Below are 14181 nucleotides of genomic sequence, written 5' to 3'. Positions count from 1 at the left end.
TTAATTTAACTATTTAGCGCTTTTAGCTGCTTCAAGTGCTTTTTGATAATCTGGATGATTCGTTACTTCGTCTACATATTCAACATATGTAACCTTATCGTTTGAATCAACCACAAAAACGGCTCGGGCAAGCAGTCGTAATTCTTTAATTAAAACACCATACTTTTCACCAAAATCAGCGTCACGATGGTCTGACAACGTATCAAGGTTTTTAATACCGTTTGCTGCACACCAGCGTGTTTGCGCGAATGGTAAATCCATACTTATGGTTAACACCTGAACCCCAGGAATCTTCTCAGCTTCTTCATTAAAACGTCTTGTTTCTTCTGCACAAACGCCAGTATCTACAGAAGGTACAGCTGCAATTAATTTCACTTTACCTTGATATTTATCCAATGATACTTCATTAAGTTCATTTGATAATACCGTAAAGTTTGGTGCACTATCCCCTACTTTGATTTCTGTGCCAAGAAGTGTGACAGGATCTTGATTGAATGTAACATTTGCCATACGAATCATTCCTCCTATTTTTCTTTATCTTCACTTCTTATTATGAATAATCTGCCAGCAAGTGTCCATTATCATGCCCCTAAAAGTTGTAACAGTTTTGTGAACGGTCATAATTTTAAATGTAGTTCCGTTTTATATATCATAAATTGATTGTTGCTCTTTATCTTCGTCTTCTTTTTCTTTATTTTGCTTTTTTGGTTTCTTTGATTGTCCGGATTCTTTTAACATTTGCTGTATTTTTTCCACTACCTGAGGAGCAAAATCCAACATTTTTTCCACCAAATGGGTATTCCCATCAAGGTGCACCATTTTTATTCCTTTGGCACTTACAATTAAAAATGCAACCGGAGTTATGGATACACCACCACCACTACCTCCACCAAATGGCATCCCTTTTTGCTCGCTGCCACCTTGGTCAGACCCTTTCTTTTTTCCACTAAAATCACTTCCACCGGCAGCAAAACCAAAACCAACTTTTGAAACTGGAATGATCACACTTCCATCTGGTGATTCAACTGGATCACCAATAATAGTGTTTACTTCAATCATATCTTTCAAATTTTCCATTGCCGTCGTCATTAATCCTTGTATTGGATGTTCACTCATTTTGATTTTTGATCCTCCTTTAAATCAATGCTTCTTTTTTTCGAAACGATGATTTCCGTATCACTTTAATAAGTGCGTGTATAGCTTGTCCTATTCTAATCGATACCATACAATCAAATTTTGAATAAATAAATTTACCTTGAAAATAGGGAGTAACTTGCAAATCCGGTGTACATTTTATCTGACTTAAATTGTCTAGTAATCCAATCATAAATCCCTTTACTGTCCATATTCCACCAGCTGCTATCCCAGTTCCGCTTGCCTCCCCAGTACCAAAATCGGTATACCATTCTATGTTATGTACAGATAGACGATTTAAAAAAATCCGGGTCGCCATCACGACATCATTTACCATTTCAAAAAAGTTTTGGACAGCATGATAAATGTATTCGAGGCTTTCTTTAAAGTTTTTATCTTTAAATGTATCCTTCCACGAATTCGAGGTATCCAACTCTGACAGATCAATTCTTCTTTTAAATATTCGAATTCCGTACAGCTTTATATAGGCATGAAGTATTTGTTTATCCTCAAGATATTCAAGTGAAACTACTATATATACTCTTGACAGAATAAGTACAATGCAAATGATAATAAATAAAGAAATTATAATCCAAATCAAGACTATCAACTCCATAGAGGAACCCAGCATTGCCACTGTTTTAACGAATGCTGACTTTACCCTTTATACTTAAGCACTTTAAAAGAATTCCCTAAAATGTAAAAAAGTAAAACAATTCCTTCCTATTCTGTTACTTCTATGCTATTTTTAACCAAAAATCGCAACTAAACAGAAAAAATGATAAACTTATCATAGGAGTTTAAAATTATTTCAATAATGGAGGCAGCGTTGACAATGCCAAACCGTAAAAATATTTACTTTTATTACAAACAAGAAGCCGAATTAGAGAAGGAACTTGAACCTTTATTTGCTTTAGCCAAAAGGAATGGATTTACAATTGTTGATCACCCAGAAGATGCTAGTATTATTATAAGTGTTGGCGGTGATGGTGCATTTTTACAGGCAGTCCGAAAAACAGGATTTCGTCAGGATTGTTTATATTCAGGAATAACACGATCAAACGAAACTGGTTTATACTGCGACTTTAATATGGATACCTTTGATGAAATGCTGTACTCGATGGAGAATGAGGAAATGGAAGTTCGCAAGTTCCCTGTCATAAATGTTATGGTTAATAATGAAACATTGTCTTATTGCTTAAACGAAGTCAGTATCCGATCGACGATTATAAAAACAATTGCCATGGATGTATTAATAGATGAACAATATTTCGAGACGTTTCGTGGTGATGGACTAATTGTTGCAACCCCTACAGGAAGTACGGGCTATAACAAATCAACAAACGGGGCTGTGATCGATCCAAAAATCCCTTGCTTCCAAGTTTCAGAACTAGCTTCACTTAACAACAATCGGTACCGTACACTTGGTTCCTCGTTTGTATTGCATCATGATCGAAAATTAACATTGGAAATTATTCAAGATGGAAATGACCATCCTATCATTGGTTTGGATAATGAAGCATTTCCGATCAAGAATATTAAAACCATTAACGTAACACTCAGTGAAAAAGTAATTAAAACAGTAAAACTTAAAAATAATTCATACTGGGATCGTGTGAAAAGAACTTTTTTATAGAACAAGTGAAGGGCTGCCCCTATGTGTGGCAGCCCTTAGCCATTAATTTTTAATTTTGTTGTTATTATTGATATCCGCCGAATTGTTGTTCAGCCATTGTAACGAGTCGTTTCGTAATTTCTCCACCAACTGAACCGTTTGCTCGTGAAGTAGTATCCGCACCAAGTGAAACGCCAAACTCTTGAGCAATTTCAAACTTCATTTGATCCAATGCTTGCTGTACTCCAGGTACAACTAATTGGTTTGAATTATTGTTTGAAGCCATGTGTTCATCACCTCCTTGGTACTCATATAATGTGTAACATGGAGGGTAAACATACACTTTTTCTATTGGTAGTTCTTGTTAGTTACAGACGTTTTTTACAATAAACCCGCAAATTTTTGCACATTGTCACGGTTGTTTGTTAACTTTACAATTTCAATCCCTTCGACGGCTTCTTCCAGTAAATCCGTAAAATCCACTTGATTTTCAAAGTAATTCACTTTTTCTCGTCTTGGTCTTGTCTTCGGTGATTTCGGTACAAAAATCGTACAGCAATCTTCGTATGGCCTGATGGAAATATCATACGTATTAATGGTACGCGATACCTTAATAATATCGTTTTTATCCATAGCGACTAATGGTCTGATAATCGGAATTGTTGTTACTTCATTGATCGTGTTCATGCTCTCCATCGTTTGGCTAGCAACCTGTCCCAAGCTTTCACCGGTCGTAATCGATAAGATATTTTCCTTGTTACAAACCATCTCACTAATTCGAAACATCATCCGACGCATAATTGTCATTGCATATCCATCAGGCATTTCGCGAAATACTGTCTGTTGCAATTTCGTAAACGGCACAATATGCACTTTCACAGTATTTCCATATTCAGTTAAGCTTGTTGCTAGGTCCAGAACTTTTTGCTTCGCACGTTCGCTCGTAAAAGGTGGAGAATGAAAATGAATTGCTTCGATTTCCACACCGCGTTTCATTGCTAAAAATCCGGCTACAGGACTATCAATTCCACCAGAAAGCATAAGTAACGTTTTTCCCGAAGTTCCCACAGGCAACCCACCCAAACCAGGAACTTTACTGGAAGTTATATAAGTTGCTTCTGTACGAATTTCTATTTTAATTTCCAAATCTGGATGGTGTACATCCACTTTATACCCTGAAGTATTGCTTAACAGATATCCACCGATTACTTGATTCATCTCTTGTGACCGAATCGGAAAATCTTTATCGATTCGTTTGACAGACACCTTAAATGTACGAACAGTTCCGTTGTCCTGAAGTGCGTATAATGCTGCATCTTTTATCGCCTGTTCATCATTTTTTACTTTAACCGCTAGGCTAAGACTTTGAATACCAAATACTTCTTGACACTTTGCCATAACAGGTTCCGGTGCTTCACCGTTCAAGAGGACAAACATTCTTCCCTGTGTTCGTTTAACCGTTACATTCGGAAATTCTTTTAATTTTCGTCTTACATTGTTTTGTAACTGAACGATGAATTTTTTTCTGTTTTTTCCTTTCAAAGCCATTTCACCGTATCGGATTAATATATGATCAAATTCCATTTGTATCTACTCCATAACTTCTTTAAATTGATGAATTGCTTGTTTTAACGCATTTAAAAATATATTTATTTCTTCTTTCGTGGAATCATAAGATAAACTTACTCTAAGGGCCGAGGTGGTTCTTGCTTGATTAAATCCACAAGCTGCTAAAATTTTACTTTCATCTGTTTGTTTTGATGAACAAGCAGATTTGGTTGAAATATAAATATGCTGTTCACCCAATATATGAATCACTACCTCAGGTTTTATTCCAGGAACAGAAAAGTTGATAATATGTGACGCTGCAGCTTTTGGTGTATTTACTTCAACACCATCCATGTTAACTAACTCATTACAAAGATAGTTACTCAATTTCAACATTGCAGTCCCATCGTTTTTTTGCCTATCTGTAATTAATCGTAATGCTTTTGCCATCGCGACGGCGCCAGCTAAATTTTCCGTTCCAGACCGAATACCTTGTTCTTGATTACCACCATGAAGCAAAGAAAAAAGTTTAACCCGTTTATTTACATATAATATGCCCGTTCCCTTTAAACCATGGATTTTATGTCCTGACATCGTACATAAATCAATCCCACTTTCAGATAAATTCAATGGCAGTTTACCTAAACCTTGTACATTATCGACATGAAAGAACAGTTTTGGATGCTCTTTAGCAATTAAGCCAATTTCCTCAATTGGTTGAACAGATCCAAGTTCATTATTCACATGCATGATACTAATCAAAATTGTATCTTCGCGAATAGCATGAGTTAAATCCTTAACTGATACTACACCATTTTGGTTAACAGGTAAATAGGTTACCTCAAAACCTAATGTCTCTAAAGCTTGGCATGCTTCCATTACGGATGGATGTTCAATCGTTGTTGTAATAATATGTTTACCTCGAGTTTGATACTGCAAAGCAATTCCTTTAATTGCGGTATTATTGCCTTCTGTGCCACCAGAAGTAAATATAACCTCATTCGATTCTACCTGCAATATTTGTGCTACCTGTTCTTTTGCTGTTAATAACAGTTTTTCCGCCTCACCACCAAATTGATGGATGGATGAAGGATTAGCGAAATAAGTTTCAGATACTTGCTGAAAACTCTTTAATACTTCTGGATGTGGTTTTGTTGTAGCACTATTATCTAAATAAATCATTCATTTGACTCCTAACTTGTTATACTTACTAGGCTCTTTTCATAATGTTTGTTGCTTTTTAAATTTCGTAGTTGATATAAACTGCGACGTAATGAAGTTCTCTTTGGTGACACTTTCTTCCCGTTCCAATGGTATAAGAGTGCTTGGATTCGCTTCGTCAGAATACTCCGCTTTCCATGGGCACGGCCTCAGCCTCCTCGGAAGAAAACCACTTCCTGCGGGGTCTTCGGACACGTGCTGGGGCTGCGCTAACTCGCCCCACCGAAAACCATTGTTCCCGCAGGAGTCACCACCCTCCACTCACCCGGACTAGTGAAGTGGTAGGAATAATTATAGAACACTTACCGCTACTGGTAGTAAATGTAATACCAGTGGAGGAAATACGCGGAGACTCCTGCGGGAAGAGAGGCCTAGGTGAGACCCCGCAGTGCGTAGCACGAGGAGGCTCAGCAGCCGCCCGCGGAAAGCGAAGTGTATTTCCGGAACGGCAGTCCGTCATCTCAATCTATGTCGCAGTTTATATCTAATGTGTAACAAACAACAAATGTTTTCGATGAGGCGAGTGATCGCAGTCCCAATCTTTTGGAAAACAGCCATATACTAAAACTCGATCAATAAGCAAGGCTGACTTAAGGAAAGGATATTTGAATCCTACTCCGTAAGACAGCCTAAAAGTAGATCTTTTTTCTCTATGTTAGTTTAAAACCTCTTCTTCCTGGAATGCTTCAATTCGTTTTAATGCACCGGGCTCAATTTCTTCTAATGCCTTAGCCGCCTGTTCAAGTGATAATTCATATTCATATGATCGAAATAAACGTTCAGATTCAGCTAACTTAGCTGCTAGAAGAGGGTATTGACTACGATATCGGTTAGCATATTGAATTACTTGCTCCGTTAAATAGGCCTGGTCAAGCATCATATCTGTTTGTTCAACGACAGTATCAATTGCCTTCTCCGCTTCGGTTATTGCATGTTGCACTTCGGTAATATCCAGTGGTTTTTTTTCTAAAGTCTTCAAAACTTGGGCATTTTTTTCGTTTGCCGTTTCAGACAAATTCCAAATAAACGTTGGTACACCCGGGATATTACTCTTATTCAGTTTTCGCAACGTGTCATTAAGCTGGTTTTTCACTTCTGATAACTTCTCTTTAGCTTCCAATTCATCTTTTCGCAAAGCACGAATACGTTTTTTAAATGCTTCAAGTTCCGCTTGTAATGATTCTATTTGTTTAAAACCTGCTTCAATCATTTCACGCAATTCCATATGAGACGTATCTTCATTCTCGATTTCTATTGATAATTCATCAAATTGTTTTCTCAGTTGGGAAATCGCTTTGTCTAATGTTAAGTATTTTTCCATATCCCCATCTTCAAAATAATAGGCTTGTTTTAATTCCTCAACTTCAATTTTTGTCTCGTGAAAAGATGTACTTAACTCATCCAACAAATGACGATAACTCGGAATTTGTGTTTCAATATAGTTTTTAGCGATGGCTTCTTTTTCCAGCAGCACATACATTTCTTTTATTCTTTCTTCCAGTTCAGGAATAATTTGTCTCGCATCTTCTAAATCACCTTTATCTAAAGAAGTAACACAATCTGACAAACGTCGTTGGTAGTTATGTATTTCTTTTTCAAAACCAAGATGTTCAACACGATATCCATCATCTTTCATACCTTTAATTCCTGTAAGTAACTCATCTAGTTGTGCCGGTAAGTCGTGTTTACATGACTTATAAATAGTAGGAAAATCATTAATTTGCTGCCGAATCGTCGCAAACTCCACCTTTAATTCGTCAACAAGTTGTTGTGCTTCATGATAATCGCCCGATTGAGTAAATTCATGATATTGTTTCAACCGCTTTTCAAGTTCATCAATAGCATTATCAAAATGAGCATCAGCCTTGCCATATTGATAACGATGCTGGGAAAGCTTCTTTCTAAGTTCCTTCATTTCCGGTTGAATTTGCTCTATTTCTAATCGACTCGTTTCTTCTGACTCCAGCAGTTGATCTAATTCCTGCAATATGTTTTCAATATCACTTTCGATCGATTGTAATGTTTGATCAGCCTTACGTAAAATTTTCTTAGCTGTTGAGAAACGATATCTGTCTGCAGCTTCTTCCGCATCTAATAAGTACTCTTCAATGTCTGGCAATTCGCGGGTTATAATGTACTCCCAGCGTTCTTTCCAGGTTTCAAACTTAACTTGTGTCTCGCCTGATAAATTTAGATTTTTAATTCGTTGCAGTTCGGAAGCAATATTCCGGTTCATAATATCCATTTTCCAGCTTTCTTGCCGATCAACAACATCATATACCCGTTTTCGTAAAATAAGGCCAACAATAATTAATGCGATTATAACTAGTATAGTTCCAATGATATATGCCATAAAAAGCCCCCTAACTTATTCCTTCCTGTATAAGAGGATTAATTCCCCTTAGACTCTATTTTTAAAAACAGGTATCTATTCTATTTTAAAAAATGTCGACTCTATCATTATTATATTTATGATACCATGTATACAACAATTTTGGCTAAAAAAATTCAAATAAATTAACGATTTGACAAATTTTTTATCTGTTATTGCAAAAAAAAGAGAATGGCCCCAATATGCAAGCCAATTTCTCTCATCCCCCCCCTATGAAACGATAAAATCCAGCCATTTATGTATCGTTCTTACATACTTTTTCACAAACATATGATGTGATTGCTCACCGATCACTTGATTTTTCCATTCATTTTGCAAAACATATGGTGTAATTAACATTCCTTTTAATTGCATAAACAAAAATTCCCGATCCATATATTGCACTTGCTTTTCTTCCAATATCGAAAAAAATGCATTGCTCAAATAATAATTTTCTTTTGCTATATATGTAACTGCCATTTCCCGGACAAAAACGGAATCAAGGGAGAGTTCACGTAAAATAAAGCAAGAAAATTGGTGATTATTTTGTCTATATTGTATAATTGTCTCCACTACCTTCTTTAGTCTTTCAAGCTTTGAATCCGCCTTTGATAGTTGCAATGTTTCTTCAACCGTTTTAAGGTAGGTTTCATAATATTGCGTTACACCATGTTCTAAAAGGCCTTGCTTGCTTTTAAAATAATAGCTGATTAATGAAACGTTAACACATGCTTTATCAGCTATATCGCGCACTGATGTACCGTCAAACCCCTTTTGGTAAAACAGAGCGGATGCTGCGTCAATTACTTTTTGTTTTGAGGGATTATTTTTCACTATTTTCATCTCCTTACTTCATATTTACGACAAAGTGGACAATTATCCTGCAAGTTCTTCTCGACATTAACTGCATACAGTTGTCGAAATTCATCTACAGAAAGGAAAATGTACTATGTTTCATGTAAAAAATTATTCTGGAAACAAAGTGGATGATTACGAGTTGGTTTTAAAACAGTTAAAAGCACTACTAGATGGCGAACCAGATTCCATTGCTATATTATCTAACGCCTCAGCATTATTAAATCAATTCTTGGAAGATGTCAATTGGGTTGGGTTTTATATCTGGAAAGAAGATGAGTTAGTTCTCGGACCATTTCAAGGCCTACCTGCATGCATCCGAATCCCGTATGGTAAAGGAGTTTGCGGAACAGCCATAAGCGACCGAAAAACGCAGCGGGTAGCCGACGTCAATCAGTTCTCTGGACATATTGCTTGTGACAGTGCCAGCAGATCCGAAATTGTTGTACCACTGATTGTAAATGATGAAATATATGGTGTCCTTGATATTGATAGTCCAAGTACAAATCGCTTCGATGAAACAGACGAAGTTTACATTGAGAAGTACGCTCGAATTGTAGAAGACTTTTTGAGTTAATCTATTGTGCAAAAAACAGCAATCTTTCATAAACAGACATGCTTACTTATACAAACACAAATGTTGCGTTCTTTGTTAAAACGCAACATTTCGTGTCTTCTAATCTTTTATCAACACATTCTCATTAACAACACAATTTTTTCCTATGCTTTTCGCTTCGTACAGGGCCTTATCAGCCTGGATAAAAACAGCTTGAACAGAATCATTTGATTTATCGGACCACGTTGAAACACCACAAGATAACGTAATCATCGGGTCTGTATCATGTTCCGCCTGTTTTCTAATTTGACTAGCCATTTTAACGCCATCATCAATGCTTGCGTTTGGTAGATAAATTGCCAATTCCTCTCCGCCCCACCTGGCAGGGATATCATTTTTCCCTAAATGCATTTTGATAATTTTAGCAACTTGTTTAATTACCTCATCCCCTATATAATGCCCATACCGGTCGTTAACCTTTTTAAAATCATCAATATCAAATAAAATTAACGCACCTTTTTCACCTGTTGTAATATGTTCTTGAATCTTTTCATCCAAATAATTTCTAGAATACAGTTTTGTAAGATAATCAGTAATTACTGCACTCTCTAGCCTATCTTTCAAAATTGAATTTGCCAATGCTAAAGTAGAATGCTGAATCAATGATTGCATTAATTTAAAGTTATCAAACGAGAAAAAGTAGCCTTCTTCGTGCATAATAATAATAACACCATGTATCATGCCGGAATGGAGCATAGGAATTGCCATTACAGAACGAAATGGCAATTCTATTACCACATTTGTATAATCACCACTAAAAATGGGCTCTTTATTGGACTTCATTTTATCAAGAATGTGTTCTGTAAAATCGAAGCCTTCTTTAGAATAAAAAAAGTCTGTACTGCCGGATAACATATCAAAGTTATTTCCCTTTTCTTCTTGATAATAGGCAAAACCAACTTGTGATGCGCTACAAACATCCACAATTTTTTGCTTGACAATTGCAGTGATCTCGGAGCGCTTTAAATTAGAATTTAATTTATGTGTCACATCATTAATCATTTTCAAATCAGTAACCAAGTGTTTAGAATGCAAATAAAGCGTAACATTCTCGATTGCTTTCCCAGCAACGCTTGCGAATTGCATTATAAACGTAATCTCTTCTTCTGGAAAATTGACAATTTGTGGGGTGATAATTTGCAACACACCATAAACACCCTGATTCCCTTTCAACGGCGCATATAGGCAAGTGTTTTTCGTATGCATTCTATCTTCCAATTGTACTTCTCCAGTCATAAACGCTTGTGTACTAACACGTTTTGTCGCATCGTCACTGTATTCGATTGTTCTAACCGGTAAAGAACCTTCTACATCGTAGTCTTGTGACAGTAGCAAGTAAAAGGTAAAGTCTGGATAAAGTTTTTTTAACGCATTCGTAATTTCTGTCAAAATATCCTGTTTATTTGTTAAAGCATAAAAACGCGATGTCAAATCAAACAGGAATTTATCCTTTTTACTGTTTTCTTCATTCCTATTATGGTAATGAATAACGCGAAGAAATTGTTCGAGTTGTTTTTTCAATGAGTTGAGTAATTCAACTGAGACTAATTCACCATGTATCGGGATGGATACAAATATAATACTAGTGTGTTCATTATTTGGTCTTAATGGAATGACGAATGAATTTGATAAATCCGGTGTCTCCTGAAGTACCCGCTCCCCGTTCACCTGAATAATGGAATGATCATAGGTCTTAAATTCATCATCGTTAAAAAGAAGTGTTTTGAACACCCCCTCCGTGTGTCCACCTGTTAGCTCATATGATTTGTTCCAATTATTATAAACATAAATAGCGACATGTGAAAAATGAAATAGTTCCTGTAACTTCAACGTAAGAATGGAAAGCAGATTATCATAGGAATGATTCGGACTACTTAAAATGAGTTCATAAAATATGCCGCGTAACTTTTCTTGTTGCCTATCATTTGCTATCATATTATCACCTATCATAAGGATAATTTAGAACGTCCTTCTCTTTAATTTTTATTATATCGGATCTAGATACATTTTCCTATATAATAATCTTTATTTGTTCAAATTTTATAGTTTACGATGAAATTATTGACTTTCATTGTTAAAACTTATATACTAATCGTTGTGTAAAATAAAAGCGGCCTAAGTGAACTGCGTTTGAGATCATTTTGTTCCTCTTCATTATTTTTTATGAGGTGTATCGTGTAACTCTCTGCTGCTGGAGCGATGGTACATGAAAACAAAATGAACAAGCTGCTGGAACACGGTTTTTATTTTTATGCAAATAAAATATAAAGGAGGAAATGTCTTATGGCACGATATACTGGATCCGTATGGAAGAAATCCCGTCGTCTTGGCATTTCATTAACTGGAACTGGTAAGGAATTAGATAAACGTCCTTACGCTCCCGGGCAACATGGCCCAAACCAACGCAAGAAAATTTCTGAATATGGCTTGCAACAACAAGAAAAACAAAAACTTCGCTTCATGTACGGTTTAAACGAACGTCAATACAAAAACACGTTTAATGAAGCTGGTAAAATGAAAGGTATCCATGGTGAAAACTTCATGATTTTACTTGAATCACGTTTGGATAACCTTGTTTATCGTTTTGGTCTTGCTCGTACACGTCGACAAGCACGTCAGTTGGTAAACCATGGTCATGTGACTGTAGATGGTAAACGTGTGGACATCCCATCATATCGTCTAAAACCAGGTCAAGTTATCGGTCTACGTGAGCGTTCACGTAACCTAGATATCGTTAAAGAAGCTATTGAAGTGAATAATTTCGTACCTGAATATGTTTCATTTGATGCAGATAAATTAGAAGGTACTTATACTCGCTACCCTGAGCGTTCTGAGCTTCCAGCTGAAATTAACGAAGCACTTATCGTCGAGTTCTACTCTCGTTAAGCTGAATACCATCAAAAAGCCTCTAGAAATCTTTCTAGAGGCTTTTTGTATTAAGCTGTTTTCTAATAGATGGTGGTTTTTGACACAAAAGATATAAAATGCGATGTAGTGATAATTCTTTTTGTGACGCTTTCTCTCACTCTAATGTGGGTTGAGTGGCTGACTCTGATCTCTGGAAACATCAGCCCGAGCGCGGGAACATCAACCCGAATACGAGAACATCAGCCCGAGTGCGAGAACATCGACCGGAATCGCGGAAACATCAGCCCGAGCGTGGGAACATCGACCGGTGCGTGGAAACATCAACCCGATCAAGACTGCGGCGGGAGAGCAATTTCCTAATTACGTCGCTTTTTCTATCAACTACGAAATTTAAAAAGCAACAAACATTACGAAATGATAATAGTCAATTCACCTATCGTTTGATGTTAAAGTAAAATAAAACGGGTATCCCGTTACTCCGGATACCCGTTTTATTTTTATGCATAACGAATTAAAAAGTACTTCTTCTTCCCTCTTCGGATAACCGTAAATTTATCCTCAATTCGGTCATCAGAAGTGACAGTGTATTGTAAATCTTGATTACGTTCACCGTTGATGTAAATCGCACCGTTCTTGATATCTTCTCTTGCCTGCCGTTTAGATGAGGAAATGGAAGCATTCACCAGCAAGTCAATTAGTCCAATTTCCTCTTTTCCTATTTTATACGTTGGAACATCTTTGAATCCTTGCTCAATATCATCTGCAGACAGTTGCTTGACATCACCACTGAATAACGAAGCAGATATTTTTTGCGCCTGATCAAGTGCTTCTTGACTATGAACCATTCGAGTGACTTCCTCTGCCAATCGCTTTTGTGCCAGCCGTTTTTCCGGATGATTTTCTACTTCCTCTTGCAATTGCCCCAATACATCTTGTTCCAAAAACGTAAAGTAATGCAAAAACTTGATGACATCACGATCATCTGTATTGATCCAGAACTGGTAAAATTCATATGGGGTCGTTTTTTCTGGATCCAACCAAATAGCCCCGCCAGCAGTTTTGCCGAATTTCGTACCGTCTGCTTTGGTAATAAGTGGAACAGTTAATCCGTATACTTTAATTTCTTCATCCGGTTGTGCATTTGTCCGGCGAATCAGTTCCATTCCAGCAGTAATATTACCCCATTGATCACTACCACCGATTTGCAATGTACAATTTTCTTGTTCATACAGTTTGAGAAAATCAAGTGATTGTAAAATCATGTAACTGAATTCTGTAAAAGAGATACCTTGTTCGATTCGTGCTGAAACCGATTCTTTAGCAAGCATGTAATTAATCCCGAAATGCTTACCGGCATCACGTAAAAAGTCGATAATCGTCATACTTGCCAACCAATCATGATTATTGCGGGCAACCGCAGCATTCTCTCCATGATCAAAATCAAGTATATGCGCTAATTGCTGTTTAATTTTCTCGCTGAATCCTTTGACAACAGCAGCATCATTTAACGAACGTTCAGTTGATCGACCACTCGGATCACCAATCATTCCCGTTCCACCGCCAATCAAAGCGATTGGTTTATGACCGGCTTTTTGAAATCTTTTTAGCATTAATACAGGAACTAAATGGCCAATGTGCAAACTATCTGCCGTTGGATCAAAACCTGCATATAATGTAACCTGATTATTTTGTAAGTATTCTTCCAAACCATCATTATCAGTTGTTTGATGAACCAATCCACGATGTTTCAGATCCTGTAAAATATTCATTCACTTCACACTCCATTGTAGATAATTTGTTAGAAAAACTCGGCATTCGCCTCACCTATAGCCGCTTCCGAAATTTTTCCTTATAGCTTAATCCTATAAAATTTTATACTTTCTTAAAGTGCAAAATAAAAAACCTCATCCCTTAAGTTAAAAGGGACGAGATTTTATTCGCGGTACCACCCTT

Annotated in this window: 14 protein-coding genes and 1 other annotated feature (1 of these 15 cut by a window edge); of the genes, 4 read left to right on the top strand and 10 right to left on the bottom strand. The window is 36.7% G+C overall.

The features are described from left to right. Positions 1-9 precede the first annotated feature (9 nt). From tpx to C8270_RS11125, 3 genes are all read right to left on the bottom strand, one after another. Entirely contained in the window at positions 10-510 is a 501-nt protein-coding gene (gene tpx / locus C8270_RS11135) for a thiol peroxidase (RefSeq protein ID WP_106496897.1), read from the bottom strand. Positions 511-642: 132 nt separating this feature from the next. Then, positions 643-1116: a GerW family sporulation protein gene (ytfJ, locus tag C8270_RS11130; protein WP_106496896.1), complete on the bottom strand. Its 474-nt coding sequence runs from the start codon at positions 1114-1116 to the stop codon at positions 643-645. Between the two features lie 19 nt (positions 1117-1135). Further along, positions 1136-1735, bottom strand: coding sequence for a DUF2953 domain-containing protein (locus tag C8270_RS11125; protein ID WP_158701702.1), 600 nt, complete (start codon positions 1733-1735; stop codon positions 1136-1138). A 234-nt stretch (positions 1736-1969) separates the two neighbouring features. Here C8270_RS11125 and C8270_RS11120 point away from each other — a divergent pair, with 234 nt between their 5' ends. Beyond that, positions 1970-2770, top strand: a complete 801-nt coding sequence (locus C8270_RS11120) for an NAD kinase (RefSeq protein WP_106496894.1) — start codon at positions 1970-1972, stop codon at positions 2768-2770. Positions 2771-2834: 64 nt separating this feature from the next. Here the strand turns inward: C8270_RS11120 and C8270_RS11115 are convergent, their stop codons facing one another. From C8270_RS11115 to refZ, 5 genes are all read right to left on the bottom strand, one after another. Then, a complete protein-coding gene (locus C8270_RS11115; RefSeq protein ID WP_106496893.1) occupies positions 2835-3035 on the bottom strand; it encodes an alpha/beta-type small acid-soluble spore protein in 201 nt (66 codons plus the stop codon). 95 nt (positions 3036-3130) lie between these two features. Next, positions 3131-4333, bottom strand: a complete 1203-nt coding sequence (thiI, locus tag C8270_RS11110) for a tRNA uracil 4-sulfurtransferase ThiI (protein WP_106496892.1) — start codon at positions 4331-4333, stop codon at positions 3131-3133. A gap of 6 nt (positions 4334-4339) precedes the next feature. Beyond that, a complete protein-coding gene (locus tag C8270_RS11105; protein ID WP_106496891.1) occupies positions 4340-5479 on the bottom strand; it encodes a cysteine desulfurase family protein in 1140 nt (379 codons plus the stop codon). Between the two features lie 694 nt (positions 5480-6173). Then, positions 6174-7871: a septation ring formation regulator EzrA gene (ezrA, locus tag C8270_RS11095; protein WP_106496889.1), complete on the bottom strand. Its 1698-nt coding sequence runs from the start codon at positions 7869-7871 to the stop codon at positions 6174-6176. A gap of 249 nt (positions 7872-8120) precedes the next feature. Continuing rightward, positions 8121-8732, bottom strand: a complete 612-nt coding sequence (refZ, locus tag C8270_RS11090; protein WP_325034746.1) for a forespore capture DNA-binding protein RefZ — start codon at positions 8730-8732, stop codon at positions 8121-8123. A 106-nt stretch (positions 8733-8838) separates the two neighbouring features. On the opposite strand from refZ, the gene C8270_RS11085 reads away from it, so the two are divergent. Beyond that, positions 8839-9321 carry a GAF domain-containing protein gene (locus tag C8270_RS11085; RefSeq protein WP_106496887.1) on the top strand — a complete coding sequence of 161 codons (483 nt, stop codon included), beginning with the start codon at positions 8839-8841 and terminating at the stop codon, positions 9319-9321. A gap of 99 nt (positions 9322-9420) precedes the next feature. Here C8270_RS11085 and C8270_RS11080 read toward each other — a convergent pair whose 3' ends face one another. Continuing rightward, positions 9421-11295, bottom strand: coding sequence for a sensor domain-containing diguanylate cyclase (locus C8270_RS11080; protein ID WP_158701701.1), 1875 nt, complete (start codon positions 11293-11295; stop codon positions 9421-9423). Positions 11296-11643: 348 nt separating this feature from the next. Between C8270_RS11080 and rpsD the strand changes: the two genes are divergently transcribed. Both rpsD and C8270_RS20005 read left to right on the top strand, forming a co-directional pair. Continuing rightward, positions 11644-12246 carry a 30S ribosomal protein S4 gene (gene rpsD / locus C8270_RS11075; RefSeq protein WP_106496885.1) on the top strand — a complete coding sequence of 201 codons (603 nt, stop codon included), beginning with the start codon at positions 11644-11646 and terminating at the stop codon, positions 12244-12246. Positions 12247-12401: 155 nt separating this feature from the next. Continuing rightward, positions 12402-12683 (top strand): hypothetical protein, encoded by a 282-nt coding sequence (locus C8270_RS20005; protein ID WP_158701700.1) that lies wholly within the window; start codon positions 12402-12404, stop codon positions 12681-12683. Between the two features lie 42 nt (positions 12684-12725). Here C8270_RS20005 and tyrS read toward each other — a convergent pair whose 3' ends face one another. Then, on the bottom strand, positions 12726-13997 hold the full coding sequence (tyrS, locus tag C8270_RS11070) for a tyrosine--tRNA ligase (RefSeq protein WP_106496884.1): 1272 nt from the start codon (positions 13995-13997) through the stop codon (positions 12726-12728). Positions 13998-14146: 149 nt separating this feature from the next. Further along, positions 14147-14181 (bottom strand) — a binding site (T-box leader); it runs 213 nt beyond the window's last position.

The sequence above is a fragment of the Lentibacillus sp. Marseille-P4043 genome (genome assembly GCF_900258515.1).
GTDB lineage: Bacteria > Bacillota > Bacilli > Bacillales > Amphibacillaceae > Lentibacillus_C.
Note: the sequence above shows the minus strand (reverse complement) of the source record. Positions and strands in the feature narration are given on the sequence as shown.